Consider the following 26,632-nt stretch of genomic DNA (forward strand, 5'->3'; position numbering starts at 1 on the left):
GGCACCGACAAACCTCGGTGCCTTTCTTCGTTCTCTAAACTGGCTTAGGAACCTGGAACATGAAAACCCACATAAAAGAAAGTGATTGCTGAAGCTCCAACGGAAGGGACCCCAGGGAAAGCTGTTCGGCCGCTTTTTTGTAGACACCATATTCCCCAACCTTTTTCCATCCAATCTCCCCTGCCAGTTTTTCCAACTCCCAGGGCATGATTGTATTGCAGAACACTTCTTCTCCGTACAGTCTCCGGAAACTGTTCCTTCTCGGGGCAGCTGTTGGTCCAAGGATGGCAATGCAAGCAAATCCATCAGGCTTTAATACCCTTGCAACTTCCTTCAAAGATTCAAATGGGCTTTCCGTCCACTCAATCGAGTTGATTGCCATCACTGCTTCAAAGGTATTATCCTCTATTCCGCAATCAGTTAAATTACCCTTCATAAAATCACAATCACTTGAATTTTGCCTGGCTTTATCAAGCATTTCCCCGGAAACATCCATTCCCGTGACCACAAATCCTGCTTCCGCCAGCTTCCTTGTGCCGACACCATCCCCACATCCTAAGTCACAAATCGCCGCACCTGGTGAGACAAATTTTTTGATGAAGGGAACGATATCCTTACGGCTTCCGTCCTCCCACATCCCCTTGCTTCTTGAATTCCATGATGTTGCCATGCTGTCCCACAGTTTTTCCGATTCCTTCTTCCAATCTGATGTATTCAAAAGCTCACCCGCCTATTTCTTCTAATAATAGTTAATTCGTCAAGAAAAGCAGAATTCCTGTTAAGTTTATTTTTCGAGGAAAAGTGCAAGACTAGGTGGATGAAAGGAGAGATTGGATTGGAACAAGAACAGTTAGTCGCAGTACATAAAAACAATGCTGGTGAAATCATCAGCTTCCAGACCTCAAGCGGGAGGATCATCTCTTATCGCAAAGCCTTGTTGGAAGCGTATGCCGGGAATATTTCCGGGGTGAACATAAATGAGGAAACCAATGGGATTTCCTCATTAATTTCAGCAGACGGTTCCGACTTTCAAACTTATCCAGATATATACTGAAGACAAAAAACACCTGACAGCAGTGCCAGGTGTTTATTTTATTGGTCATCGTTTTGTTTTTGGATCGCCCTTAATTCCTGGACCCTGGATTTGTCTTCTTCGAAAAACTGGACAAGGTCACCGATCCTGTCGATTGCATCCCAGCTTAAATGATGTTCAATGCCCTCGACATCATTATAGATGTTTTCTTCCTTTACACCGATTACCTGTAATAATTGCTCAAGTAATTCATGGCGGTAAACCAGCCTTTTGCCAGTTTTGTATCCTTTAGGAGTCAGCACAAGCCCGCGATATTTTTCATAAACCAGGAACTGGTCTTTATCAAGTTTTTGGACCATTTTTGTTACTGAGGAGGGATGGACCGATAATGCCTCTGCGATATCTACTACCCGGGCATAACCTTTTTGTTCTATTAAAATAAAAATTTGTTCAATATAATCTTCCATACTAGGTGTTGGCATCCCATGACCTCCAATGCTTATACAATAGCCATATTAAAGTTTACTATAGAAGGACAAGGGTGACAAGGCGCTACTCCCCTTGATTGACAGGCTGTGGAGCCAGATCGAATTTCAGTTTGTTTTCGGCCGTATCCCAGTAAAGCTTTGCGTTGAAATTTCGATCTTTGCTCTGGAAGCCTTCGATTACATCTGTGCTTCCTTCTGCCAGCAGCTTCTTTATATTTTTTTGGGTCACTGCCTTTCCAAGGATCTGTTTGGATAGGGTGAAATTACATTTTGTTTTTTGGTAGTTGGAGCAACCATAAAACGTCCCCTTGTCCACAACCATGCCATCGCATTTCTTACATTTCCCCAGATTCGTGCCGCGCCTTGCCTTCCCGCCTTTTTTTCCGGGCACAAAGGCGTTGGTGAGTTCCTCGGAAAATGTCCAGCCTGCTGAACCTTCGGTTGTTTCCGTAACCAGGTGCTTGATCATTTTTGAGGTTTGCTCGATAAACTGTTTGGGCGATGCCTCCCCTTCGCCTATCTGGTGCAGCCGCTGTTCCCATTTAGCTGTCATTTCCGGTGAAGCAAGGACTTGTCCGCCAACTGCGGCGACGAGTATTTTTGCTTTGGCTGTGGCATATACAAGATTTTTACGGACCTCGATATAGGCCCGGTCCTTAAGCATGGTAATGATTCCTGCTCTCGTAGCTTCAGTTCCAAGCCCTTCTGCCTTCATCAGGACTTTTTCCAGTTGCTTGTCTTCAATATGCTTGCCGGCCGTTTTCATTAAAGTGATCAACTGTCCTTCAGTCAGTCTCTTTGGCGGCTGTGTTTTGCTTTCTTTTACTTCTGTTTTCACGACAGTTCCCGTTTCACCCTGCTGAACAGCAGGCAGCTCTGGTTCTTTGTCTGCGTCTTTTTGCGGAAGCACCTTCTTCCAGCCTTCCTCAAGCTGGACTTTCCCCTTCGAGATAAATTCAGCCCTGCCATCCACGACGGTCTTAATGGTCGTATACTCCGCTATATAAGGTCCATAGTGGGCGGCGATCAGCGTCCGCACGAGCAAATCATATAGTTTAAGCTCATCTCCCGAAAGCCTGCCCAAGTTGGGAACTTGTTCGGTGGGGATGATCGCATAGTGGTCTGTCACCTTTTTTTCATTTACATATCGTTTATTATTTTCAATGGATTCCACTGGCAACGGATATAACGGTCCATAATCAGGAATCGCCTTGAGTTTATTCAGGATTGCCGGAAACCCTTCCGCTTCGCCTGGAGTCACATACCTTGAATCCGAACGGGGATAAGAGACGATTCCCCGTTGATAGAGCCCTTGTAAAATGTCGAGCGTCTTTTTCGGCGACATCTTGAAGCGCCGGTTTGCTTCAGCCTGAATCGCTGAAAGATTGTATAATAATGGCGGCAGGAATTCTTTTTTCTCTGAATTGACTTCTGCTGCTTCCGCAGCTTTGCCGTTGCAGAATTCAGCAATTTTTTCAGCCATTTCTTTTGTTTTGATCCTTGAGTCACCATCTTTTTCCCATTTGCCCGTGTATTTTTTGCCATTGATATTAAATTTCCCGATTACCTCCCAGAATGGTTCTGAGACGAAGTTTTCGATCTCCAGCTCACGTTTTACAATGAGAGCAAGTGTGGGCGTCTGGACTCTTCCAACGGAAAATACATCTGAATACCCCTTCTTCTGCAATAAAAGAGTGTAAAGTCTGGATGCATTCATGCCGACAACCCAGTCAGCACAAGCTCGGGTATAAGCTTCAAAATACAAATTCTTTGTATCTGATTCACTTAACAATTTCTGAAAACCTTCTTTTATCGCTTTTGGGGTGAGGGAGGAAATCCACAGCCGTTTCATCGGTTTCGTGCAATTTGCAAGGCGAAGGATATTCCGGATGATCAGCTCCCCTTCCCGCCCAGCATCACCTGCATGGATGATTTCAGTTACCTGGGGGTCCGAAACCAATCTTTTTATAATATTGAATTGCTTTGCTTTTGATTTTACTACTTCATACTGGAATTGGTCTGGAATGATCGGCAATGTATTCAGGGACCACTTTTTCCAGGTTGGGTTGTACTGTTCTGGCGCGGATAATTCCGTTAGATGGCCAATTGCCCAGGATACATAAGCACCATCGGGAAAAATTTCATTTGGAAGGATCTCAATGTATCCATCTTTCTTCTTCATTTTAAAAACGGAGGCCAGCGTTCTGCCCTGGTCAGGCTTTTCCGCAACGATCAACTTCATAATTTCCTCCTGAAAAGCTTTTATAAGAGCGTAGTGTAAACCTAAATTCTATTTTATCTTTTTTTCGACAAGAGCGTAAAGGACTTTTATCTCAGCATCTAAAACACATAAACAGGCAGCTGATTGCTCAGCTGCCTTCTAAAAATTTTCAATATCGAACGGCTCGACTTTATTATTATCATTGATGTACCAGCGATCCCTATGAACAACTGCTGAAACAGTCAAAATCAATGAAGGAACTTTTTCAATCCTGACTACGATCGCACCGACTAGCTCCTGGAAAATCACGAATGACTCGCCGTGGCTGAAAGCAGCCCATTGCGGACCCATGATGGCGATGGAACGAATGATTTCTTCCTTTTCTTTTTGTTCAAGGGAAAGATGCGGAGAAAAAATGATAATCCAGTCCTCATCACCAATCGAAAAGCGATACATGCCCTCACCCTTTTATTCATCATATTTGACTATTAAAAGATATGATTGGCAGGTATATTTTATACCCCTACGATTGAATCATTTAAGACCCGTGAAATTCTCAAACCGCGGTTGAGACGCAAATCAATCAGAGTATCATCGGTCTTGATCAGAGCCCTCAATGGTTCAAATTTATCGACCATAAGGATTGTCCCTTCTTCACCATTGCTTAAAAGAACGCGTTTCCCGACAAGGCTGTCCATGATCCTGTATAAAAAAACCAGCATGATTTTCGGGTCGAATTTGCCGAAAACATCATTTTGCATCTGGGAAATGACTATATGGAATGGTTCTGCCTGATGGTAAACCCTCGAAGACGACATGGCATGATAGACATCAGCAATCGCCACAATTTTGGCAAACTCGTCGATTTTATCGCTGGGCAGACTGAACGGATAGCCGCCACCATCCTCCCGTTCGTGATGCTGGAGTGCGATGAGGGCAACCCTGTCATTCAACTCGGGTATATCCTTCAGCAATCTGTATCCATACACAGTATGCCGTTTCATTTCGGCGTACTCTTCAAGTGTCAGCCTTCCTGGCTTATTGAGAATGTCAGCCGGTATCCTGGCCTTTCCGATATCATGAAGGGTAGCTCCCAGAGAAAGATCATTCAAATCGGACTGATTCAGATTCAGCCATTTTCCAAGCAATGTTGAAATGATACCGACACAGACTGTATGCCTGTAAGTATACTCATCTTTCGACTTAAGTTCATAAAAAAGATGGTAGATATGAGGTATTTCTGCTGCCTGTCTGATCGCTGGCATGATTTCATTCTTGATTTCGGAAACAGGTACAACGCCTGTTTTCGCAACTACCTCGAATATTTCTTCCATTTGTATGGAAGCTGCGTCAAGTTTCCTTGAAATATCATCGATTTTAGTATTTACCGCATTCTGTGATGTAGGGTCCTGAACGGGCTTTCCGTTCCTGATTGAATCCAATAATGTCTCAATTTGATAATCAGATAAGGACGTGAACGCTGATGGAGTGGTCTTCATCATAGTACCCTCCTCTAAGCTAATAATAGACTTGTTTTTTAGTTGATTGCTGTTCTTAAAACTTTTGCAGTTCAAAAGGAATACTTTAATAAGAAAATAATAACAAATTTTTCCGGAAATAGGAACCTGGAGGCTGATTTTTAATTAACTAAATTTTAAGATTATTTTCAGTATAATAGCGCTTACAATCTTGACTAGGACTATCCCAATATTGTATATTTAAGACATCATTTAATAGAATATATTTGCCATGTCAGAGAATGCAGGTGTATCCAATTAGATGATAATATTCAACTTGACGCAGACATTGTGTCGCGAAAGACATGGGAGGAAAGTTTAACATGCAAAACGGTAAAGTTAAATGGTTTAACAATGAAAAAGGTTTCGGCTTTATTGAAGTAGAAGGTGGAGACGATGTATTCGTACACTTCTCAGCGATCCAGGGTGATGGCTACAAGTCATTAGAAGAAGGCCAGGAAGTATCTTTCGAAATCGTCGATGGAAACCGCGGACCACAAGCAGCTAACGTAGTGAAACTATAATTCCAAAAGTTAAAGGCTGGCGCCAGACGCCAGCCTTTTTGATTGTATTTGATTATAGACATTTCGCATTCTCCATGCCCCTGAAATGTCCTTTAATTCCTCTTTCTTAGACATTTCGCCTTCTTCATGACCTCAAAATGTCCATTAAAATCACTTTCTTAGACATTTTGCATTCTTCATGACCTCAAAATGTCCATTAAAACCACTTTCTTAGACATTTCGCATTTTTCATGACCTCAAAATGTCCATTAAACCCTCTTTCTTAGACATTTCGCCTTCTTCATGACCTCAAAATGTCCATTAAACCCACTTTCTTAGACATTTCGCCTTCTTCATGACCTCAAAATGTCCATTAAAACCATTTTCTTAGACATTTCGCCTTCTTCATGACCTTAAAATGTCCACTAAAACCACAATGATTATAATTTCTGTCCGCACTTTTTTATTTTCTCGCCGACGGTGCATTCTGTTATGCAAAACCGGTGTGCGGATCGTTTTCCGTGTTCTTGCCGGTTATGCTTTTTCAGGAAGCATCCATTGCAATATGTATTGAGCAATGTTTCTACCTCAGCAAGGATTTCATTTCGAGTCAATCGTTTCCCTCCTGGCTATATTATTTGCATTTTGCTGTTGATCATCTTCCCCTGCAAAGCTTGGGTTGCCAGCTTGTCAGCCTCTTTGTTCTCTTTCCTTCCTACCGGATTGTATTTTGGGTGCAATCCGAGGTCCTTTATCTTCTTTTCGATCCGGTCCAGCCAGCGGTTGAGAGTTTCTTCATAGCAAGGCCACTCACCCTCCAGCTGCTTCAAAACCACCTGGGAATCACCTTTTATTTCACAAGACATGTTCCTGACGCCCATTTCCTCAAGGATAGAAAGCGCAAAATAAAGAGCTGCATACTCTGCTTCATTGTTCGTTTCCAGCTCATCGAATACTTCATTGGCGCGCAGCCTGTATTTCTTTTTGCCCTGCTTGTAATAAATGATTGTGCCAAGTCCGGCCTTATAATGGGCATTATCGAATCCTCCATCGAAATAAACAGTCAGGTCATGAGGCTCTTCTTCCACCTCTGCAAGAAGTTTGCGCATTTCCTTGATTGACCAGGAGGTACCAATTTCATCAGTGAAGGAGATTTCCAACGCTTTGCCCGATTTTTCGAGTTCTTCACCAGCCTGAAGTGCATGTTCTCCATCCAGATAATCAGAGCTGAACAGGATAGGAGCCAGACCTTTTGTTTTATATTCCCATTCCAATTTATATTTCAAGACTTCTCCCCACTTTCCGATCAGTTGTGTCTCCACCATTTTTAGTTATCTTACCCATTTTCCATGACCGTTACAATGAAAAAGAGTTGTTGCTGCAGAAAATGCATTTGTATATTTTTATAAATAATCGCTCCTATTATGATACACTATCTATTATCTGTACAAACCAACCGGGAGTGATCGTTTTTGTTCGAGGTATATATCGATGGAGCAAGTGCTGGCAACCCGGGACCAAGCGGTGCTGGCATTTTTATTAAGGGGGAAGGGGAGGTTTTTAGATATTCCATCCCTCTTGGCGTCATGTCAAACCATGAAGCTGAATATCATGCATTTATAAAAGCATTGGAAATCTGTATTGAAAAAGATTTTAAAGTTGTTTCCTTCAGGACTGATTCACAACTGGTCAATGCTGCGGTCGAGAAGGAGTTCGTCAAAAACAAACTTTACGCCCCACTTCTTGAAAAAGCGTTGATGCTTGCCGGGCAATTCGATCTGTTCTTCATGAAATGGATTCCATCGAGCGAAAATAAAACAGCTGATGAATTAGCCAGGAAAGCGATAAGAGACAACAATACGAAAGGAACCGATATCTAAATGAAAGCATCAACTTTTGCAGACTTAAGCTTATTATTTGTTGCTCTTATCTGGGGTGCAACTTTTGTCGTCGTACAAAATGCCATCTCCTTCCTTGAGCCATTAGCGTTTAATGCCGTCCGATTTAGCATTGCCGCAATCCTGCTGGGACTATGGCTAGTGATCTTTGAAAGGCATCAACTTCAGAAAGTTGATAAGAGATTGCTTTTATCAGGGATCATGCTGGGTTTTTGGCTGTTCATAGGCTATGCCTTCCAGACGTTTGGCCTTTTGTACACTACCTCTTCAAAGGCTGGTTTTATCACTGGCTTGAGCGTCATACTGGTTCCCTTGCTGATGATTGGGATTTTGAAACAGCGCCCTGGAATGAACTCAATAGCAGGCGTTTCAGCGGCCACCACCGGCCTCTATTTATTAACGATGTCAGATGTGTCGGGCCTTAACATCGGGGATGCTTTTGTGCTGATTTGTGCTGCAGGTTTCGCCCTCCATATCGTTTTTACCGGCAAGTTTTCAAGCAGTTATCCTACACTGCTTTTGACAGCTGTGCAGATTTCGACTGTTGCCGCTCTTTCAGCAGTATCTTCTGTCCTTTTCGAGGACTGGCAAAGGGTTTTTCAGCCAGAGGTCATTTTTTCTGCGGATGTGATGGTAGCCTTATTGGTTACATCGATTCTTGCAACCGCCCTTGCGTTCTTCATCCAGACGAATTTCCAGAAGCATACGACTGCTACACGAGTTGCCCTGATCTTTGCAATGGAACCTGTTTTTGCAGCGATTACCGCTTATTTTTGGGCAGATGAGCGCCTGACCTATAGCGCATTGGCGGGTTGTGCGCTGATTTTTGCCGGAATGATCTTCGCTGAATTGCCATCAGGAAAATTCGAAAGCTTCGTTCGTAAAATATTCCCGAAAAAAGAGGCTGATTTCAAAGCATGACGCTTTGGAACCAGCCTTTTTTAGGAACTAGCTTAGAATAATTTCCACTTAGAGAATCGCCAGGGTTCAGCGCATAGCCAGTTTTCTCCTCTTGCTAAATTTTCTCTAAAGTATATTGCGATAAGCGTTAGCGCTGAGCAGCTTATCGGGGCTGACCAAGGCGCTTCCGCTTTTCGTCATACGGCCAAAAGCTCGATTTTTTTGACAAATTGCAATGCTGCTTTGCGGGAATCAATTTTATTAGAAGCGAACGTTTCAAGCAATGAAATATAAAAGCTCCCGTCAAAACCTTTTTGAGCCATCAGGGTGATTTCAATGGCTGCATTCGCGAGTTCATCGGTGGAATTCGTATATTGCTGTCCGAAATAAATGAAGCCGATTGCATCTTCGCGAAAAAGGAACCCCTTGCTCTTCAAATGAAGCAGATAATCTTCAACTGTCCGCACTGACTGAATCAATCCTCTCTCTTCAAGCCGTTTCTAGTAAAATTTTACCGCATTAATCGAGCTTTTTCTACCGTTTTTTCGTTAAATAATAACCAGCAAATCCCATAAGCATACCTAAAAGGGCGCCTCCAAGCACTTCTTTCGGCTGATGCCCGAGCATTTCTTTCAAAGGATCCGGGGACTTTTCCTCAAACTCCACTGGGTCGTCCTGATGTATTTTATCAATCAATTCATCAAGGTCATTCACTTTTAAAGTAAGTTCTCCTGTCTGCCTTCTGATCCCCTGGGCATCATACATAACTATCATGCCATAAACTAGGGAAAGCGCGAAGTCAATCGAACGCACTCCCCTTGTAAGGGCAACATAGGTGGTTAAGGATGAGACACCAGCTGAGTGTGAGCTGGGCATGCCTCCTGTAGCCAAAAACAAATCTGGTTTCCATTCCTGCGTTTTTGCATAATGAATCGGTATTTTTAAAGCCTGAGCCAGGCCGATACTTGATATCGCGATCACTGCACCTTTATTCATATCTGTCACCTCCATGTTATTTTGAAGAAAAATGATTGCTTTTATTCTTGACCGTTCATAATAAGGATTAAGCTGTTCAAGCAGACAACCTATTAAGGTTAATTCACTTTTCTATGAAGTTTTAAACAAAATTTTTTGGAGGGATCAACTGCGATGAGTAAAAAGGGAAACAGAGGAACAAAGGCACCAGGAGTTAATCCACAGGGCTACGGGCAGGATGCTGAATTTGCTGAAGAACCGAAATCAAAGCTTGAGAATGCCGCCAAGAAGAAGAATACAAAATAATTGGCAATATAAAAACGGCTGGAGCAGAATCCAGCCGTTTTATTAAGCGTACATTGTATCGTTTTCAAAAAGGCGGTGCAAGCCTCGCAGTTCTACTTCATTAAACTTGGAAAGAAGCTTATCCCTGTCAATTCTAAATAGGGCATCGTCCATCCTGCATTCAACCGGTACATCGCACTTGATTTCAGCAAGCTGCCTGCTTAGATGAAGCATCTCGAGGTCCGCCTCGATTTTGGCACGCTGTGATTTCGTCAATTGATGCAGGTTAGCGATGACACCTTCCACATTCCCGTGTTCCTGAAGTAATTTAATGGCGGTCTTCTCACCAATACCGCGGACACCGGGATAGTTATCGCTTGGGTCCCCCATAAATGCCTTCAAATCGATCATCTGTTCAGGCCAAATTCCCTTTTCTGCAAACAAAGTATCTCGATTGTGAACCAGATAATTCCCATAACCTTTTTGCAGCAGAATGACTGAAACCCGGTCATCAATCAACTGAAGGATATCCTTATCCCCGGTCAAAATCGTGATCGAATCCACTTCCCTGGCAGTCTTTGCAATCGTGCCGATACAGTCATCTGCTTCAAAGCCTGGAAGGCCGATATTCGGAACATCAAGTGCTTCCACTACTTCTTTGACAAGATCGAATTGGGGCAGTAGCTCTAAGGGTGCATCAGGTCTGTTTGCTTTATAATTATCAAACATTTCAGTGCGGAATGTTTTGCTGCCCATATCCCAGCAAACCGCTGTATGGGTAGGCTTGAATTTAGCAACAGCAGTCGCGAAATGCTTGACGAAACCATGGACTGCGTTGGTCGGCACCCCTTTGGAATTGATCATGAACTGTCCGGAAACAGCTGTTGCGAAGAATGCCCTGAACAACAAAGCCATTCCGTCAACTAGCATTAGTGACGATTTATTAGTATCCAAAGCTAGGCCTCCTTAAAATATTGTTTTGATAAGTCTTTATGTTAAACGCTTGGCGATATTTAATATACAACTTTTATATTATAACATATCTCATGGTCATACTTCGCACGGAAAATTACGCCTATTGTTCTATGTAAAGACGAGGGCCTCTATCAACCTCCGATCACGAAAACACCAGGAAATTGCATTTTTAAAAAACTCCACGGCCCCGCAACCGCCATTTTTTTGCGGAAGCAGACCGTGGAGGCCTTCGACATCACTTACTCTTCGTGTTTCACTCTTCCCCGGAGACAGGATTTTCTTTATATGAAACCCAGTCACTATAACTGCCAGCATACAGTTTGACATTTTTGAATCCTGCTTCTTTCAGGGCAATATAATTAGGAGTTGCTGTCACTCCTGATCCGCAATATACGATGACAGGCTGGTTCCGGTCAAGGTCGGCAAAACGCTTTTCTTGCTGTTCCCTGGACTTAAAAGACCCATTTTCCAAGCCTTCCATCCACGGTTTATTGATGGCAGTTGGAATATGGCCCGCAATTCTGTCAATCGGCTCTTCAATCCCTTTATAGCGTCTGCTTTCCCGTGAATCGATCAGGACCGCGTTTCCTGAGCCATTGAGTGCTATATCCTTTACTTCTTCATAAGAGGCCAGCATATCTTTCTTCTCTGTTAAGGTATATGCTGTTTTATCATACTGGGGTTTGGTTCGATCAATTGGATAGCCTTTATTTTCCCACCCAGCGAAGCCTCCGTTCAGGATATACACCTTTTCATGACCAACGTATTTCAGAATCCACCATAACCTGGATGCAAAAGCACCTTCCTTGCCATCATAGGCAATGATTGTTGTTTCATTGTTAATTCCTTCAGCCTGAAGTTTATCTTTAAGCAGGTTCAAATCAGGAAGCGGATGCCTGCCGCCGTGCTCACGGACAGCGCCAGACAAGTCCTTTTCAAGATCGAAATAGACTGCTCCAGGAATATGACTTTGTTCATACTGTTGTCTGCCCTCTTCAGGATCTCCAAGCTTGAACCGGCAATCCACAACTCTTAGATCCTTCTCGTCAAGATGCTCCTTAAGCCAATCAGCGTCTACATAATTTTGCAAGGATACCACTCCTCAGCTTTTAGTTTTAGCCATCAATTTCTTTACATGTTCTTTTGGATCCCAGCAGGCAAATTGATAGTGGCTCTTAGTCTCATACCCTAGCCTGCTGCAATAATACTTCATTTTCCCATCCTGTTTTACAGCCTGGAAATTAACACATGTTGCACATGCATGGAATCTTTTGCCGCTCATGCTTACAATAAACCCTTATAGTTGTTTTCAATTTTCATTAGTGCTTGTTTAACCACTTCTATTGAGAAATTCTCTTCAAGCGCAGAGGTGATCCCTTCAAAATACTCATGGATTTGTTCTGAAAAGTCATTTTGTACTTTTTCGAACTCCCGCTTCATTTCTTGCATATAATGTTCTTTCAATCTTGAATTCTCTTCCTCTAGATATTCCCCGGAAGGTCCGTGTAAAAGCTGTTCAAGTTCCTCTGCCATATATCTTTTTTCATTTTTCTCAAAGAACGACTTCGGATTTTTGAACATTCCTAGCGCTTTCTTGAAAATGGCACGGTCGATGCTCTGGTAAGCTGTCTCAAATTCAATTCCTGATAGTGGTCCATTTTCAGTGAATGAAATGGATACCGAAGAATTAATTTTTGACAGTTCAGTTATAAGCGCTTGCTGGAATTCCTTGAGCAGCTGGGCAATATGGTTTTCAACCCTTAATGAAGTTGCTCGCATTTCCTGTGCCAGGTCATATCCAATACTTTCAATCAAATCATCCAACGCCGACTCCAGAGCTTTCTTCAAGTTTCGTCCATCATCCTTCAAAAGCGCAGGATTGAACGCCTCCCTGAAGAAGTCACCAAAGCGAATGAAGACACGCTGGCGAATATAATAAGTCAATTCGTCCCCCTCCTGCTTCAAACGCTCTTCAAGGATTGCGGGATTCTTCTGGGCCAGAACAGCCAGCAACCGTTCTTTTTCAGATAGCAGGTTTTGACGTTTCTCAGCTTTTGCTGCCTTATCTTCTTCTGCCGAACGGATCAATTCTTCAATCATGCTCACAGCCTGATGCCATTTAGCCTCAGCAGACTCGACAGCCATGTTCATCAGGTCATTGGCAATGAATCTATAAAACGCTTTTTCAAATGAGTTAAAGAACTGGTCACCGCCACTGTCCGGCTGCAGTTTTGCATTCAGCCCTTTTAAGCTGGATACAGGGAATAGATGCGGGTTCCTTATTCCGTACTGGACAAGCTGCCCTTCAACATATTCCAGAACAGCCTCCTGTTCTTCCACTGAGTTCGCCAAATCGACTGCATTGACGATGAAGAACATTTTATCAAGTTCAAAGCTGTCCTTTACCCTGCCAAGCTGAATCAGGAATTCCCGATCCGCTTTTGAAAAGGCGTGATTATAATAGGTGACGAAAAGAATGGCATCAGAATTCTTGATATAATCAAAGGCAACTCCGGTATGGCGTGCGTTGATTGAATCAGCGCCTGGAGTATCGACAAGAGTGATTCCTTCCCTTGTCAGCTCGCAATCATAATAGACTTCGATCCATTCAACAAAACATGATTTCTCCTCTTGTGCTACATACTCCCGGAAGGAATCCAGGTCAACGGATAACTGTTCACCGAATTTTCCCCTGAAATGATTAAATCCTTTCGCAAAGGCCTGGAGAAATGAGTAATGTGTCTTTTCTATTGCACTATAACCGCTGTCTTCCCATTTAATGCTTTTGATTTGATCGATCGCTCGCTCAAAATCAGTGATATTCTCGCCGAATAATCCAAGTGAACGTTCAAGTTCTTTCGTGAGTTCTTTATCCGTTTTGATTTTAACAATAACTGAACCATGGGGATGTTCTGGCGTCACCGGTTTGATTTTATTGATTGCGGCCGTTGTCGGGTTAGGTGATACCGGTAAAAGTCTTTCCCCTACCAGCGCATTGGCAAATGAGGATTTCCCAGCACTGAATGCACCAAAAAGGGCAACAGTGAATTCCCTGTCTTTGATCCGCACTGCTTTATCCTTCAATTCGCGGGCAATCTTTTTCAGTCCCGGAATCCCTTCAATCTGTTCAGATGTGAAGTTTAATTTCCCCGCCAAATTTTTTTGCACTTCATGGAACTGTTCTATATCATTACCTTCCTGGTCAATGGAAGATATCTCATCCTTTACAGGTTCACCTTTTTCTTCGGCAGGTTCCGGTGTGCCAGGATCCAGGTTTCTGATCACTTCCGGCTCATCCTGTTCAGCATCGAAAAGGCTAAAGTCCTCATCTTTTAACTGAATTGGCTCTCCATAAAGAATCTCAGAAACATGCCTTCTGTCCTCGTCTATTTTTTCCCTGATTGCGGACAAACCTGACCAGGCGTCCAACAGCTTTTCATATTTCTGTTCCTTCTCGACAAGTTCATTCACTTGCTCATCATCATTGACTTTTGCATATTGAAGGAACATTTTTTTAATTGGTTCGAGCTCTTTTCGCACGAGGTTTTTCAGGGCCTCAGCGACATCATTCGTATAATTCAGGACATAATCACCTGACAGCCTGGCGCCAGACTTGACGGCTCCAGACAGCAATTCTTCACCAAAATCCACCTTGAAACCATTGGCAGCTGCCTGAAGATCAGGTTGTGATAATTGGTGTTTTTTAAATAGCTTTGTCAAAAAGTCTTTGATGTGCCAATTTAGCTGTGATTGGACCTTTTCCTCGAGATCCTGATAGAAACTGGCCAATCTGGCTGCTCTTTCCTGTTCGGTTTTTTGTTTTGAAAAAAACAAGCCTACTTTAAAATCCGGCTGCCTTGCCTGCAGGTATGATTCTGCCAGCTCCCTTGTCTGGAACGGCATAAGATATGCATTCTTCAGGATGTCATTCTGGCCTGACCTGAACTCTTGTTCTGGGTCTTGCTCTATTTTGATTTTGGCAATATGGCTTCTTATTTGATCCAGTTCGTTTGAAAGCTGCTGCCTTTCGCTTTCAGAGAGATCTCCGAGAATGGATTCATATTGTTCAACCTGAGCCGAAACATCCTGTTTTAGGCGGCCTAAATGATCCTCTGAGAGCTTCTCCAGGGACTTGAAGATTGAAACAGGCAAAATTTCCGCCCTTTTGCTTTTTCGCTCAATGATGAATTCACGAAGCTCTTCAAACTGGTTTAATGGCGACTCAGGAACTTTAAGCGACGTATAAAAAATTCCTGAATGCTTTACTCCCCAATCTGAAAAAGAAACTTCCACACTTTCCTTGAATTGTTCAAATGACAGCTCAGCATCCTGATGCTTATCAACCTGATTGATAATTAAATAAAGCTCTTTTCCTGCATCGGTCAGCTCTTTCGTAAAAAGAAAGTTCAGCTCCGATTGCACATGATTATAGTCCATGACATAAAAAACAAGGTCTGAAAGATGAAGGGCAGATTCTGTCGCGATCCGGTGTGCATCATCCGTGGAATCTATTCCAGGTGTATCCATAATGACAGCCTGCTGCAGGAATTCCGCACCGTTGTGGCTGATTTCGATTGCCTGGATCTGGTCACCATCCTTACAATAGCTTTTGACCGTTTCATAATCATATGGAGCAGGGTAAAGCCTTGATCCTCCGTTTTTAAAAAAGACCTTTGCATATTCTGCTCCTGATTTAATTTTCACCAGATTTGCGCTTGTAGGGATCGGACTTGATGGCAGGATATTGTCGCCGATCAATTTATTGATCATGCTCGACTTACCTGCAGAAAAATGGCCGCAGAAGGCAATCGAAAATTCTTCTTCAACCGCTTTCCTCCCCAGCTCCCTCACTTTTTCAGCGCTTTCTCCATCTTGATTCGTTTTTAATAAATGATATAAAGATAAAATCTTCCCGAGAAGTTTATGATCTTGATGTGCTACAGTCTGGCCCATTCCTCAAACTCCTTGTGACAAAATTGTGAATAACTTTATTTTATACGATTTTTCGGCCTTTTCCTATTATTACATTTTTTCTAGTAAAAAAAGAAAAACCCGAACATCATGTCCGGGCCGCCATTTAAATAATATTTTAAGTTTAGTGAGGTTTTAAAACATTGCTCAAAACATATTTCATAACTAAGGAGTAAGCAGCTATCGTTGAAACTACTAGCATGGATACCATTTATACGACACCGTCCTTGAAGTTCTTTTGATTGAGAACTATTTTCATCCTAAGGAAAGTGTAGCACTATTGATTATCATTTTCAATGAGAGATGGTTAATTGTCACACTTCTTTAACAAATTCGGCAGAAATCGCCCCTGATTCGTGAAAGCTGATTCATATTTAGTCAACTCTTTCAAAGCCCTTTCCTCAGCAGGAATCCTGATTGAAAGAATCAGGATGTTCAGTAGGGTGAAAAGTGCCATCGTAATATAGGCATTGAACATCAGGGGAATGACCAGAATTTCAATGGTTACGATCAAATAGTTTGGATGCTTTATGATTTTATAGGGTCCTCTTTTAATGACTTTTGCTCCTGGAAGGATGATGATTTTTGTATTCCAGAACCTTCCCAATGAAGCAAGTGCCCAAATCCTCATCCCCTGTGCGAATAGAAACAGCGCCAGCAGAACAGGCCAATAATCCGACAGCTGTTTATTCAACAGCGTCACTTCAGCAATAAAAAAGAGGAAAAAAGCAGTGTGGATCGCCACCATCGCAGGATAATGGCCCTGCCCGAATTCCATTGCTCCCTGTTTTTTCATCCAGGCCTCATTTTTTCTGGCAATCACTAGTTCCGTTATTCTCTGGAAAATAATCAATCCGACAAATAGATAGAATACCAAGTTACTCCCACCTCATTAAAAGCAGCTCTGAACTAAACCCAGGCCCAAGGGCTGCCCCCAGTCCAAGATCGCCCTCCTTAGCAGTTTCCATGAATCTTTTAAGCACATATAAAATTGTCACAGATGACATATTCCCGAATTCTTTCAGGACGTCAAGGGAGTTTTTTGTCATGGTTTCTGGCAGCTTTAATGCTGAAACATAGGCATCAATAACCTTCTTGCCGCCTGGATGGGCAATAAAATGGTCAAGATCCTGCACATCAAGGCCGTTTGAGTTCAAAAACCTCAGTACATTAGGCTGAAGCCAGTTTTCAATAATAGTAGGTATATCCTTTGAAAATACAACATAAAGACCTTCATTTTTCACATCCCAGCCCATGACATCCTCGGAATCCGGCATTGTCGTGGATTGAGTTCCAACTATATTAGGGGCTGCATTCTTTTTGGTGATTTTTTCATAGCCCGAATCATCACCGCAGACAAGGGCACATGCAACTCCGTCGGCAAACAGAGAGGTCCCGATCAGGTTGCTTTTTGACCGGTCATTTCGCTGGAAAGTCAGGCTGCATAGCTCGATGGAGAGCACGAGGACTTTTGCCTTTGGGTATGCAAGGCAGTATTCATAGGCACGTGACAATCCTGCCGCTCCGCCTGCACATCCGAGACCCCATATCGGGATCCTTTTAGTATATTGTGAGGACGGCAGGATATTCATGATTCTTGCATCTATGCTTGGCGTCGAAAGTCCTGTACTGCTGATTGTAAAGATAGCGTCTATTTCTTCAAAGTGGATTTCATTTTTCAGGAAATCATCATTCTTCAAACAATTCGTGATTGCCTCCGCACCAAGCTTTACAGCCGTTTCGATATACGCATCATTTTTTTCCTCAAATGTATGATCTACTTCGAACCAGTCAAGATCCCTGGCAAAATGGCGTTTCTCGATCTGGCCATTCTGGAATACAGACAGCAGACGTTGTATGTCCTTAAAGGACTCTTTAAATAACTTTTCGGCAAAGTCCATGACTTTATCCTGCTCAATTGAAAACGGCGGAACAGCTTCTGCGATGGAAATAATTCTGGGCATGACAATACTCTCCTCACATATATGTACGGTTACTTTTTCCATTTACCCTGAGAGTATGCAAGCAAACAAATATTGATTGAAAACAAAAAAAAGCTTCCCCCGGGATGGAGGAAGCCTAACGTTTTGAAGGAGTTGCTGTGCAAGTTCATTATACAATGCAGTTGAGGCCCGTACATTATTAAATCATTACCAGTTGACAAAGGCACAATGGGAGACAACGTTGTGATGGCCAAGTGAAATCAACTCCTGGCAAAAAACCGTTCCATTTTTGCTGGAAGCGGATAATGAGGAATCCTATTTAAAAACCGTGAATGGTCATTCCGCCATCGACAAATAGGGTTTGTCCTGTTACATAATTCCCGGCGTCTGAGCTTAGGAAGACCACTGGTCCCACAAGCTCTGGCAGCTCGCCGATCCTTTTCAGGGGTGTGACGGCAAGGATGTCTTTTACATATGACTCATCTTCTAAAAGTTTTTCAGTCAATGGTGTTTTGAAATACCACGGGCCAATGGAATTTACATTGACGCCATATTGTCCCCATTCCATTGCAAGGACTTTAGTCATCTGCATGAGAGCTGCCTTTGTTGCGGCATAGACGACGCCAGTCCTGAGAGCAACCTGGCCGGCTACTGACGCAATATTGATGATTTTTCCGCCGGATTGCTGGCTTTTCATGATGCGTCCAGCTTCCTGGGACATCATGAAGGCAGACTTCAAATTGGTGTCCATGATCTGTTGCCATTCCTCATCTGTCGCATCCAGAGCCTTAGACCGGATATTCATCCCGGCATTATTTACAAGAATATCAATCTTTCCCCATTTCGCTTCAATCTCAGCAATCGCAGTATGTATCTGTTCCCTTTCAGTGACATCCGTCGGAAGTATAAGAGCTTTTTTTCCTAATTCCTCAATCATTCCTGCAGTTTCTGTGAGGTCTTTTTCGGTTCTGGCAAGAAGTGCGACATCAGCGCCGGCTTCAGCTAACCCTACCGCCAGCGCTCTGCCAATTCCCCGGCCTGCACCCGTCACTATTGCCGTTTTTCCGCTCAAATCAAATGAAGGTAAGAACATACCTATCAGCCTCCCTATGTAAAATTGCTTTCATTTTACCATAGTACAGTGGCCTTTTGTTGTATGTACACCTCAATAAACAAAAGCACCCCTCTCGGTGCTAGTTGTTCTCATCTGACTGCTTCTGCACTTCAATCCAGATCTGTTTTTCGGCTGCTTCCCCGCAATTCATGCATATCCTTTTCTCATCATAGATAAGTCGGCAATGATCACAATAATATTTCTGCAATGATTTCACTTCCCGAAAAATGTTCTTTCTGACAGTATATTAATTCCTGCTCAGAATGGTGATTCTTTTTTAAGATTTGCTGTTAATAAAATGTCAAGCCTTCTTGTCACACACTGGTTTTGACATATGTCGTTTTGCTCATATAATCACAAAACTATTTTCACAGATTATTCACAATTACCCCACGTTCCATGTGACTTAAATCACTGTATTTACGCGTTTTCACCATTAACATAGTAAATATGTCAGGTATGAACAATTTGTGAACTGTCCGAAACCATATTTACGTTTCCAAATTGTTTTGTATGATGAGAATGTACTTATCAATTAATCAATGGACTTATTTTATGTGAAGGGAGTGGACCGGGATGGCGCAGCCTGGAATTGGGAAGAAAACACATACAAAGGTGGAAGATCGATCTTCCTTGAAAGGAACACTTGCATCCGTTTTCTTATTAGGATTCTTTTTGATTGTCACTTGGTTAGGCGTTTATTTCTTATTTGTAGATCGTTTTTAAGAGAGACCAAAAGGGGAGAAAGAAGTTATGCATATTCATAAATTTGAGAAAATCTGGCTTATCTTCGGGATAACGACATTGATCGTCTTCCTGACTGTCATCGGGGTCAGCGCTTTTTACCTCGGAAACCAGCCTCCAAGCTGTCTGGCAACAATCAATCCGGAAAAAGTTGACACCACTGCACCATTCAATGAGCCTGGATTGAAAAAGGTTGAAGGAAAAGAGTGGGATTACGAACTTGTATACGTTGCATCCGCATTCTCTTACAACCCTGGAAAGGTGGAAGTTCCACTGGGAGCAAAAGTAAAAGTCATCGCTACAACTAAAGACGTCATCCATGGTTTCGAGGTTGCAGGAACCAATATCAATATGATGCTCGAGCCTGGCTTCATCAGTGAATATGTCACTACATTTGACAAGGCTGGCGAATATCTGATCGTTTGTAATGAATATTGTGGCGTCGGCCACCACATGATGACGTCTAAAATCGAGGTGGTAGAATAATGAATACTAATTCAATGAATCCAAAAGTTGACCGCCGTGACGGAAAACTGTCCATGGCCCACTTTTATGTCGCTTTCACCGCACTTGCCATCGGCGGGTTAGCAGGCCTTCTGCAGACACTTGTCCGTTCAGGGAAATTCGAATTGCCTTCATGGACTGGGTATTACCAGATCCTTACGATACATGGAGTCGTACTTGGGCTTGTCTTAACAACATTTTTCATTATGGGATTCCAGCTCGCTCTTGTAAGCAAAACATCAGGAACCTTCACTGACAAACAGCGCCTGACCGGATGGATCGGTTTCTGGACCATGACCATTGGTACAGTAATGGCTGCCATCATGATCCTTACCAACCAGGCTTCTGTCCTGTATACATTTTATGCTCCATTACAGGCACATGCACTCTTTTACCTGGGCCTTACACTCGTGATTGTCGGAAGCTGGATTGACGGTGCCGCAATCATCATGGCTTACACTTCATGGAGAAAAGCAAACCCTGGAAAGCCTAGTCCGCTGCTGACTTTCATGTCCCTTGTCAACACACTTATGTGGATTGTTGCAACAATCGGCGTAGCAGCAACTGTATTGTTCCAACTGCTTCCTTGGTCATTGGGCCTTGTTGATCGCGTTGACGTACTTGTCAGCCGTACATTGTTCTGGTACTTCGGTCACCCGCTTGTGTATTTCTGGCTATTGCCTGCCTACATGGCATGGTATGCAATCGTTCCAAAGATCATTGGCGGAAAGATTTTCTCAGACTCATTGGCAAGGATGTCCTTCATCCTGTTCCTGCTGTTCTCAATCCCGGTAGGTTTCCACCATCAGCTGATGGAACCTGGAATTGATCCGGCATGGAAGTTCCTTCAGGTAATTTTGACATTCCTAGTTGTCATTCCATCACTAATGACGGCATTTTCATTGTTTGCTACGTTTGAAATGTTTGGGCGTTCCAAAGGGGCGACTGGCCTATTCGGCTGGGTGAAAAAGCTTCCTTGGGGAGATGCGCGTTTCGCAGTTCCATTCATCGGCATGCTTGCATTCATTCCAGCTGGTGCCGGGGGACTTGTCAATGCTTCCCACCAATTGAACCAGGTAGTCCACAATACAATCTGGGTTACTGGACACTTCCATTTGACACTTGCAACTTCTGTTGTATTGACGTTCTTCGGGATTTCCTATTGGCTGGTCCCTCACCTGACCGGCAGAGTCCTGACAAAAGCAATGAATAAATTAGCGATTATCCAGGGTGTTATTTGGGCGATCGGCATGACCTTCATGTCAGGTGCAATGCACGCAGCCGGCCTGCTTGGTGCTCCACGTCGTTCATCTTTCTCAACCTACGGCGGTTCAGAGCAAGCTGCAGAATGGATTCCATACCAGATTGCACAGGCGGTTGGCGGAACCATTCTGTTCCTTGGAATCATCCTGATGCTATACATTTTCATCAACCTTGCTTTCTTCGCACCAAAAGGTGAAGAAGAATTCCCAGTCGGAGAGGTTGCTGATCAGGCTGAAAAAACTCCAATGGTATTCGAAAACTGGAAGTTATGGCTCGGTATCACTGTTCTTTTGATTCTGTTCGCGTACACAATTCCGTTCATCGATATGATTCAAAATGCACCAATTGGGTCGAAGGGATACAAATTCTTCTAATAATGAATGTGCTCTCTTTTTTTAAAAAAACCAAGCAAAACAGGGTATGAAATCTGTCTCGATTTCATACCCTGTTTTTTTAGTTGGCTCTGTTAACCAAGACTGTTGATTTTCGTTCCAGGCGCTTCGCTTTCCGCTGGAAGAATATGAAAAAGACCAACTGCCGTCTTTTTCATAAGCAATTCTTCCTTGGGGCTGGCGCTGAGCCTCCTCGTCGCTTTGCTCCTGCGGGGTCTCACCTGACCAGCTGTGCCCGCAGGACATTGATTTGGCTTCCTTGAACCTGCCCACGCACGAAGGAAATGAGTTAGCATTTTCGAGGAGTCTACGCGCCTTCCACTACAATCAACAGGTGTTAAAACAACATTAGGCTTTAAAGAGCCTTTTAGTTACAAGGCATAAAAATTATAAACAAAGAGCTAAATTAACTAGTCTGCATCCGGATCATGTTCATTCCAGCTATATAAAAAAAACAAAAGGATGCCGCAGCATCCTATTGTTCATTATTTACATGGATTTAATTAAAAATCTGCATTCCCTGGTGTACGAGGGAATGGAATGACATCACGGATGTTCTTCATCCCGGTTAAATACATGACAAGTCGTTCGAACCCAATTCCATAGCCGGAATGCTTGGTGCTGCCGTATTTTCTAAGCTCGAGATACCACCAGTAGTCTTCTTCGGCCATACCAAGTTCTTTAATCCGTTCTGCAAGGGCATCTTCTCTTTCTTCACGCTGGCTTCCGCCGATTAACTCGCCTATGCCGGGAACCAAAAGGTCGGTCGCAGCAACAGTCTTGCCATCCTCATTCGCTCTCATATAAAATGCCTTGATGTCTTTCGGATAGTCAGTTACGAAGACAGGGCGCTTATAAATTTCCTCGCTAAGATAACGTTCATGTTCTGTTTGCAAATCAGTACCCCATTCTACAGGGTATTCAAATTGCTTACCAGAGTTCTTTAATAATTCAACAGCTTCGCTATAAGTAACCCTTCCGAAATCAGAATTTAATGCATTCTGCAATCTTTCAACAAGTGTTTTATCGATAAAGCTGTTGAAGAAGGCCATTTCTTCTGGTGCATGTTCAAAAACGTAATCAATGACATACTTAATCATTTCTTCTCCAAGGTCCATGATATCCGGTAATTCCGCAAAGGCAACTTCCGGCTCGACCATCCAGAATTCTGCAGCATGTCGTGCAGTATTCGAATTTTCTGCCCTGAATGTCGGGCCAAAGGTATACACATTACGGAAAGCAAGAGCAAAGCTTTCGGCATTCAATTGACCGCTCACGGTTAAGTTGGTTTCTTTGCCGAAGAAATCAGCACTTTCATCCACGTTACCGTCTTCTGTTTTTGGCAGCTTGTTCAAGTCCATTGATGTCACGCGGAACATTTCCCCTGCCCCTTCAGTATCGCTTCCAGTAATGATTGGTGTATGTACATAAACAAACCCTTTGTCCTGGAAGAATTTATGAAGAGCATAGGATGCAACAGATCTTACTCTGAAAACGGCTGAGAAGGCATTGGCTCTCGGACGCAAGTGAGCGATTGTCCTTAAGTATTCCAGCGTATGGCGCTTTTTTTGTATAGGATAATCTGTATCCGATAAACCTTCGACGACAATTTTTGTCGCTTTAATTTCAAAAGGCTGTTTCATTTCTGGAGTTGGAACAAATTCACCTTCCACTAGAACAGAAGAGCTGATAGGCAACTTTGTTATTTCTTTGAAGTTATCAAGCGTATCCTCAAAAACAATTTGTACACTCTTAAAGAATGTACCATCATTTAACTCCATGAAGCCGATCGTTTTGGAATCGCGAAGAGTGCGGATCCATCCTGTTAATTGAACAGTTTTGTCTTTATAACTATCTTGATTTCTGTATAGATCTTTTACTACAGTCTTGATCATAATAAGCCTCCTTATGGTAACTTTTTGCATTAAAAAAAGCCTTCTATCCCCCAAAAAAGGGACGAAAGGCTGAACTTCCGCGGTACCACCCAAATTGTCATAAAATGACCAACTTCATAATTACTTTTCCCAGTCTATAACGTGCTGGCCACGTCTAAGCCTACTCATGATATCCCTTTCGGTTAGAACTCAAAGGTGTTCTTCATTTATGCATCATCACCAGGCTTCCACCATCCCCGGCTCGCTATTGAGTATAGCAAAAACTACTTTCCTTTTCATCGATTTAAAATATGCAGTTTATAAAAGGATTTTTACTGTAATAATTTATCACATAATATCATCCTTTGTCTAGTTGGCCCCTGCTATATAACTATTTTGATCAAACAGTGAAGTGCTTTTTTTGCCTCCTGATTGGAATAGAGATATTGATAGCAATGACTGACATGATAATCAACGCGGATCCGAGCAGCTGAATACCGCCCAGCCTGTCGCCATACACCAGCAATCCCAGCATGGTGGCAATGACAGGTTCCAATGTTGCTACAACAGCAGCAGTACTGCTTTCTGTTCGTTCAAGGCCCCAGGAGTATGCAAAATAAGCAACCACGGTCGGGAAAATCCCTAACCCTATCGCATAAAGCCACACATCCCCGGTGAACAGGACAGCAGCTTTACTGGCTATACCGGTTGTCGGAACCAGTGCAGCAGAGGCCACAAGGAAGGTGTACAAAGTGACTGTAAATGGATGGTACCGCCTTAATGCCACCTTCCCAAAAATGCTGTAAAGAGCATAACCGAACCCTGCCCCAAGGCCGATCAGGATACTGGAGACAGAAAAAGACGTTCCTCCCTGCCCGGTGATGCCTGCAGCAAGTGTACAGCCAATGACTGTCATGACAATCGCCAACAGTTTCTTTCTGTTAATGCTTTCTTTCAGGAAAAGAAATGACAAAACCGCCACAAAAGCAGGAGATGTGTACAATAAAGCCACTGCGATCGGAATATTCATCAGATTGATCGCCGTAAAATAAGACCAGTTAAAAAACACAATGCTTAAAATTCCAGTACCTACAAAAAGATACAAATCCTTTAACCTTATTTTTAAATGACTTCGGTAAAAAGCAATTCCGACTATTATTAAAACAATGGCTGCGGTCAAAACCCGGATGGCCACAATCTCCATGGCACTAAAACCGGCAGTGTTCAGGCCTTTTACAAAGAAACCAATCAAGCCCCACATAGCCGCTGCAAATGCGATCATAAAATAAGGCATTTTCCCTTTCATACGTTCACCACACAGATAAGATGACAGAAAGACTGTCATCTTATATTCTAAATGCTGTTCAAACAAATTATTTGGTTTAGTTAAAATCCTGGATACTAGACCAGTTGATAAACCTTGCTGTATTTATCGTATAAATAATCCACTAAGTACTGGGCATTGAGTCCCTCTCCAGTTACATCCGTCAATATTTCAAGCGGCTTTTTCATTTTTCCATGCTTATGGACTTTCTCAGTCATCCACTCTTTAATCGGCTGAAGGTTTCCTTGTTCCAGGAGTTCCTCATAGTCAGGTAAGTCTTTGAGCATGGCATGCTTGAATTGCGCTGCATACATATATCCTAAGGCATAGGATGGGAAGTAGCCAAAGCTGCCTCCTGCCCAGTGGACATCCTGAAGGACACCTACTGCATCATTTTCAGGTCTGATGCCAAGATATTGCTCATACTTGTCATTCCAGATTTGCGGCAAGTCCTTGACTTCAATCTCATCGTTGAACAAGCCTTTCTCAATTTCATAACGGACCATTACATGCAGCGGGTAAGTTAGCTCATCGGCTTCAATTCTGATCAAGCTTGGCTTGGACTCATTGACTGCACGATAAAAGTCCTCGACATCCACTCCCGAAAACTGCCCTTCTGAATAATCCTGAAGCAAACTGTAATTATGCTTCCAGAAAGAATAATTGCGTCCGACAAAGTTTTCATAGAAAAGCGACTGTGATTCATGGATTCCCATTGAAGTGCCAGAGCTCATAGGCGTACCGACCAGATCTTCGGAAATATTTTGTTCATATAGAGCATGGCCGCCTTCATGAATGGTCCCAAATACCGCTGTCCTGAAATCTGATTCGTCATATTTCGTCGTTACCCTTACATCTCCTGGGTTTAAGCCCATCGCAAATGGGTGTACCGTTTCATCAAGACGGCCAGCATCAAAATCGTATCCCATTTGTTCAAGGATTTCCAGGCTGAATGCACGCTGCTTCTCTTTAGGGAAATGACGGAACAGGAACCCAGTCTCCGGTTTTTCAGTTGAGCTTGATATCTGCTGTACAAGCGGAACAATCTTCTTGCGCAGGTCACCAAACACCTGGTCCAAAACCTCGACGGTGACGCCTGGTTCATACATATCTAGCAAAGTATTGTACTTATTTCCTTCATAACCCCAATATTCAATGAAGCTTTTTGTCGTTTTTACCAGTTTCTCAAGATATGGCTTGAACATTTCAAAATCAGATTTAGCCTTAGCCTCTTCCCAAACTGTTTCTGCTTTTGATTGCAGGATTACATATTCCCGATATTCTTCTGCAGGAATTTTCTTATTGCGGTCATAATCTTTTCTGCACTCTTCAAGCGTCTTGCGCGTAATTTCAGATAGATTTTGTTCATTTGAAAGTCTCGCTATGTATGAAGCCATTTCCTCCGATGTTGACATATTGAATACCTCAGATGAAAGAACTCCAATCACTTCGGATCGCTGAGCTGCTCCCTTTTTGGGTGCGCCGGTCCTTAAATCCCAATAAATCAAAGAAAGCGCCTCACCATAGGCTGCCATTTTCTTTACGTAATCCAAGAAGTTTTTTTCTGTTTGTTTTACTTCACTCATCCGTTTCACCCCATTTTATCTGTTTCCATCATCTTATCATACTTTTCTGATATTTTGGTTTACGAAATTCAGAAAGGCTTTTTTCGCCTTGTTTGTTGCTTTTAATGCATAAAAAAACAACA

27 protein-coding genes and 1 other annotated feature are annotated in these 26,632 nt (G+C 42.9%); of the genes, 8 read left to right on the forward strand and 19 right to left on the reverse strand.

Features of this window, described 5'->3' with window-relative positions:
* Positions 1–34: 34 nt before the first annotated feature.
* A complete protein-coding gene (locus tag FS736_RS18345) occupies positions 35–718 on the reverse strand; it encodes a class I SAM-dependent methyltransferase (RefSeq protein ID WP_144479951.1) in 684 nt (227 codons plus the stop codon).
* Between the two features lie 117 nt (positions 719–835).
* Between FS736_RS18345 and FS736_RS18350 the strand changes: the two genes are divergently transcribed.
* Complete coding sequence (locus FS736_RS18350; RefSeq protein ID WP_144479953.1) at positions 836–1,054, forward strand: DUF3892 domain-containing protein; 219 nt, start codon at positions 836–838, stop codon at positions 1,052–1,054.
* A gap of 38 nt (positions 1,055–1,092) precedes the next feature.
* On the opposite strand, the gene mntR is transcribed toward FS736_RS18350, so the two are convergent.
* The 4 genes from mntR to FS736_RS18370 all read right to left on the reverse strand — a co-directional run bounded on the left by mntR (position 1,093) and on the right by FS736_RS18370 (position 5,244).
* The gene (gene mntR / locus FS736_RS18355) at positions 1,093–1,515 is read right to left on the reverse strand and encodes a transcriptional regulator MntR (protein WP_144479955.1); all 423 of its coding nucleotides are present in this window, start codon (positions 1,513–1,515) and stop codon (positions 1,093–1,095) included.
* A 70-nt stretch (positions 1,516–1,585) separates the two neighbouring features.
* Positions 1,586–3,763 (reverse strand): DNA topoisomerase III, encoded by a 2,178-nt coding sequence (locus FS736_RS18360; RefSeq protein WP_144479957.1) that lies wholly within the window; start codon positions 3,761–3,763, stop codon positions 1,586–1,588.
* A 138-nt stretch (positions 3,764–3,901) separates the two neighbouring features.
* Entirely contained in the window at positions 3,902–4,198 is a 297-nt protein-coding gene (locus FS736_RS18365) for a hypothetical protein (protein ID WP_144479959.1), read from the reverse strand.
* A 59-nt stretch (positions 4,199–4,257) separates the two neighbouring features.
* Positions 4,258–5,244, reverse strand: a complete 987-nt coding sequence (locus FS736_RS18370; protein WP_260983648.1) for an HD-GYP domain-containing protein — start codon at positions 5,242–5,244, stop codon at positions 4,258–4,260.
* Between the two features lie 338 nt (positions 5,245–5,582).
* Between FS736_RS18370 and cspD the strand changes: the two genes are divergently transcribed.
* Positions 5,583–5,783 (forward strand): cold-shock protein CspD, encoded by a 201-nt coding sequence (cspD, locus tag FS736_RS18375; RefSeq protein ID WP_144479961.1) that lies wholly within the window; start codon positions 5,583–5,585, stop codon positions 5,781–5,783.
* 419 nt (positions 5,784–6,202) lie between these two features.
* Here the strand turns inward: cspD and FS736_RS18380 are convergent, their stop codons facing one another.
* Together FS736_RS18380 and FS736_RS18385 are read right to left on the reverse strand one after the other, a co-directional pair.
* Positions 6,203–6,376, reverse strand: a complete 174-nt coding sequence (locus FS736_RS18380) for a zinc-finger domain-containing protein (protein ID WP_144479963.1) — start codon at positions 6,374–6,376, stop codon at positions 6,203–6,205.
* Positions 6,377–6,391: 15 nt separating this feature from the next.
* Complete coding sequence (locus tag FS736_RS18385) at positions 6,392–7,048, reverse strand: reverse transcriptase-like protein (RefSeq protein ID WP_144480057.1); 657 nt, start codon at positions 7,046–7,048, stop codon at positions 6,392–6,394.
* A 186-nt stretch (positions 7,049–7,234) separates the two neighbouring features.
* Between FS736_RS18385 and FS736_RS18390 the strand changes: the two genes are divergently transcribed.
* Complete coding sequence (locus FS736_RS18390) at positions 7,235–7,642, forward strand: reverse transcriptase-like protein (protein WP_144479965.1); 408 nt, start codon at positions 7,235–7,237, stop codon at positions 7,640–7,642.
* Positions 7,643–8,581, forward strand: coding sequence for a DMT family transporter (locus tag FS736_RS18395; protein ID WP_144479967.1), 939 nt, complete (start codon positions 7,643–7,645; stop codon positions 8,579–8,581). It begins immediately after the preceding gene.
* 176 nt (positions 8,582–8,757) lie between these two features.
* On the opposite strand, the gene FS736_RS18400 is transcribed toward FS736_RS18395, so the two are convergent.
* Together FS736_RS18400 and FS736_RS18405 are read right to left on the reverse strand one after the other, a co-directional pair.
* The gene (locus FS736_RS18400; protein WP_251540633.1) at positions 8,758–9,039 is read right to left on the reverse strand and encodes a DUF6123 family protein; all 282 of its coding nucleotides are present in this window, start codon (positions 9,037–9,039) and stop codon (positions 8,758–8,760) included.
* Positions 9,040–9,094: 55 nt separating this feature from the next.
* The gene (locus FS736_RS18405) at positions 9,095–9,556 is read right to left on the reverse strand and encodes a divergent PAP2 family protein (RefSeq protein WP_144479969.1); all 462 of its coding nucleotides are present in this window, start codon (positions 9,554–9,556) and stop codon (positions 9,095–9,097) included.
* A 153-nt stretch (positions 9,557–9,709) separates the two neighbouring features.
* Between FS736_RS18405 and sspL the strand changes: the two genes are divergently transcribed.
* Positions 9,710–9,841, forward strand: coding sequence for a small, acid-soluble spore protein L (sspL, locus tag FS736_RS18410; RefSeq protein WP_023627620.1), 132 nt, complete (start codon positions 9,710–9,712; stop codon positions 9,839–9,841).
* Between the two features lie 42 nt (positions 9,842–9,883).
* Here the strand turns inward: sspL and FS736_RS18415 are convergent, their stop codons facing one another.
* The 6 genes from FS736_RS18415 to FS736_RS18445 all read right to left on the reverse strand — a co-directional run bounded on the left by FS736_RS18415 (position 9,884) and on the right by FS736_RS18445 (position 18,802).
* Positions 9,884–10,774, reverse strand: coding sequence for a 5'-3' exonuclease (locus FS736_RS18415; protein ID WP_144479971.1), 891 nt, complete (start codon positions 10,772–10,774; stop codon positions 9,884–9,886).
* A 274-nt stretch (positions 10,775–11,048) separates the two neighbouring features.
* Complete coding sequence (locus FS736_RS18420) at positions 11,049–11,894, reverse strand: sulfurtransferase (RefSeq protein WP_313959735.1); 846 nt, start codon at positions 11,892–11,894, stop codon at positions 11,049–11,051.
* A gap of 185 nt (positions 11,895–12,079) precedes the next feature.
* On the reverse strand, positions 12,080–15,748 hold the full coding sequence (locus FS736_RS18430) for a dynamin family protein (protein WP_144479977.1): 3,669 nt from the start codon (positions 15,746–15,748) through the stop codon (positions 12,080–12,082).
* Between the two features lie 325 nt (positions 15,749–16,073).
* On the reverse strand, positions 16,074–16,643 hold the full coding sequence (locus FS736_RS18435) for an isoprenylcysteine carboxyl methyltransferase family protein (protein WP_144479978.1): 570 nt from the start codon (positions 16,641–16,643) through the stop codon (positions 16,074–16,076).
* Between the two features lies 1 nt (position 16,644).
* Positions 16,645–17,730, reverse strand: a complete 1,086-nt coding sequence (locus FS736_RS18440) for a type III polyketide synthase (protein WP_144479980.1) — start codon at positions 17,728–17,730, stop codon at positions 16,645–16,647.
* Between the two features lie 298 nt (positions 17,731–18,028).
* Entirely contained in the window at positions 18,029–18,802 is a 774-nt protein-coding gene (locus FS736_RS18445; protein WP_144479982.1) for an SDR family NAD(P)-dependent oxidoreductase, read from the reverse strand.
* A gap of 597 nt (positions 18,803–19,399) precedes the next feature.
* Between FS736_RS18445 and FS736_RS18455 the strand changes: the two genes are divergently transcribed.
* The 3 genes from FS736_RS18455 to FS736_RS18465 are packed head-to-tail and all read left to right on the forward strand — an operon-like array spanning position 19,400 to position 21,708.
* On the forward strand, positions 19,400–19,549 hold the full coding sequence (locus FS736_RS18455; RefSeq protein WP_144479986.1) for a cytochrome c oxidase subunit 2A: 150 nt from the start codon (positions 19,400–19,402) through the stop codon (positions 19,547–19,549).
* Between the two features lie 27 nt (positions 19,550–19,576).
* Complete coding sequence (locus FS736_RS18460; protein ID WP_144479988.1) at positions 19,577–20,053, forward strand: cytochrome c oxidase subunit II; 477 nt, start codon at positions 19,577–19,579, stop codon at positions 20,051–20,053.
* Positions 20,053–21,708 carry a b(o/a)3-type cytochrome-c oxidase subunit 1 gene (locus FS736_RS18465; protein ID WP_144479990.1) on the forward strand — a complete coding sequence of 552 codons (1,656 nt, stop codon included), beginning with the start codon at positions 20,053–20,055 and terminating at the stop codon, positions 21,706–21,708. The genes FS736_RS18460 and FS736_RS18465 overlap by 1 nt, the downstream gene beginning before the upstream one ends.
* Before the next feature lie 21 nt (positions 21,709–21,729).
* Here the strand turns inward: FS736_RS18465 and FS736_RS18470 are convergent, their stop codons facing one another.
* The 4 genes from FS736_RS18470 to FS736_RS18485 form a co-directional block, all read right to left on the reverse strand.
* Positions 21,730–21,972: a hypothetical protein gene (locus FS736_RS18470; RefSeq protein WP_186326835.1), complete on the reverse strand. Its 243-nt coding sequence runs from the start codon at positions 21,970–21,972 to the stop codon at positions 21,730–21,732.
* Positions 21,973–22,229: 257 nt separating this feature from the next.
* Positions 22,230–23,621, reverse strand: coding sequence for an asparagine--tRNA ligase (gene asnS / locus FS736_RS18475; protein WP_144479993.1), 1,392 nt, complete (start codon positions 23,619–23,621; stop codon positions 22,230–22,232).
* Between the two features lie 54 nt (positions 23,622–23,675).
* Positions 23,676–23,909 (reverse strand) — a binding site (T-box leader).
* 91 nt (positions 23,910–24,000) lie between these two features.
* A complete protein-coding gene (locus FS736_RS18480; RefSeq protein ID WP_144479995.1) occupies positions 24,001–24,906 on the reverse strand; it encodes an EamA family transporter in 906 nt (301 codons plus the stop codon).
* A 95-nt stretch (positions 24,907–25,001) separates the two neighbouring features.
* Positions 25,002–26,510 carry a carboxypeptidase M32 gene (locus FS736_RS18485; protein ID WP_144479997.1) on the reverse strand — a complete coding sequence of 503 codons (1,509 nt, stop codon included), beginning with the start codon at positions 26,508–26,510 and terminating at the stop codon, positions 25,002–25,004.
* Positions 26,511–26,632 lie beyond the last annotated feature (122 nt).

Source organism: Cytobacillus oceanisediminis 2691 (genome assembly GCF_007678455.1).
Classification (GTDB): Bacteria; Bacillota; Bacilli; order Bacillales; family Cytobacillaceae; genus Mesobacillus; species Mesobacillus oceanisediminis_A.

What these genes read in the sequence shown, in the direction of transcription:
- FS736_RS18455 (WP_144479986.1), top strand. Translation starts at nt 19,400, where the DNA reads ATGGCGCAGCCTGGAATTGGGAAGAAAACACATACAAAGGTGGAAGAT.
- FS736_RS18365 (WP_144479959.1), bottom strand. Translation starts at nt 4,198, where the DNA reads ATGTATCGCTTTTCGATTGGTGATGAGGACTGGATTATCATTTTTTCT.
- FS736_RS18470 (WP_186326835.1), bottom strand. Translation starts at nt 21,972, where the DNA reads ATGTCCTGCGGGCACAGCTGGTCAGGTGAGACCCCGCAGGAGCAAAGC.
- FS736_RS18460 (WP_144479988.1), top strand. Translation starts at nt 19,577, where the DNA reads ATGCATATTCATAAATTTGAGAAAATCTGGCTTATCTTCGGGATAACG.
- mntR (WP_144479955.1), bottom strand. Translation starts at nt 1,515, where the DNA reads ATGCCAACACCTAGTATGGAAGATTATATTGAACAAATTTTTATTTTA.
- cspD (WP_144479961.1), top strand. Translation starts at nt 5,583, where the DNA reads ATGCAAAACGGTAAAGTTAAATGGTTTAACAATGAAAAAGGTTTCGGC.
- FS736_RS18465 (WP_144479990.1), top strand. Translation starts at nt 20,053, where the DNA reads ATGAATACTAATTCAATGAATCCAAAAGTTGACCGCCGTGACGGAAAA.
- sspL (WP_023627620.1), top strand. Translation starts at nt 9,710, where the DNA reads ATGAGTAAAAAGGGAAACAGAGGAACAAAGGCACCAGGAGTTAATCCA.
- FS736_RS18370 (WP_260983648.1), bottom strand. Translation starts at nt 5,244, where the DNA reads ATGATGAAGACCACTCCATCAGCGTTCACGTCCTTATCTGATTATCAA.
- FS736_RS18405 (WP_144479969.1), bottom strand. Translation starts at nt 9,556, where the DNA reads ATGAATAAAGGTGCAGTGATCGCGATATCAAGTATCGGCCTGGCTCAG.
- asnS (WP_144479993.1), bottom strand. Translation starts at nt 23,621, where the DNA reads ATGATCAAGACTGTAGTAAAAGATCTATACAGAAATCAAGATAGTTAT.
- FS736_RS18480 (WP_144479995.1), bottom strand. Translation starts at nt 24,906, where the DNA reads ATGAAAGGGAAAATGCCTTATTTTATGATCGCATTTGCAGCGGCTATG.
- FS736_RS18360 (WP_144479957.1), bottom strand. Translation starts at nt 3,763, where the DNA reads ATGAAGTTGATCGTTGCGGAAAAGCCTGACCAGGGCAGAACGCTGGCC.
- FS736_RS18440 (WP_144479980.1), bottom strand. Translation starts at nt 17,730, where the DNA reads ATGCCCAGAATTATTTCCATCGCAGAAGCTGTTCCGCCGTTTTCAATT.
- FS736_RS18485 (WP_144479997.1), bottom strand. Translation starts at nt 26,510, where the DNA reads ATGAGTGAAGTAAAACAAACAGAAAAAAACTTCTTGGATTACGTAAAG.
- FS736_RS18395 (WP_144479967.1), top strand. Translation starts at nt 7,643, where the DNA reads ATGAAAGCATCAACTTTTGCAGACTTAAGCTTATTATTTGTTGCTCTT.
- FS736_RS18445 (WP_144479982.1), bottom strand. Translation starts at nt 18,802, where the DNA reads ATGTTCTTACCTTCATTTGATTTGAGCGGAAAAACGGCAATAGTGACG.
- FS736_RS18430 (WP_144479977.1), bottom strand. Translation starts at nt 15,748, where the DNA reads ATGGGCCAGACTGTAGCACATCAAGATCATAAACTTCTCGGGAAGATT.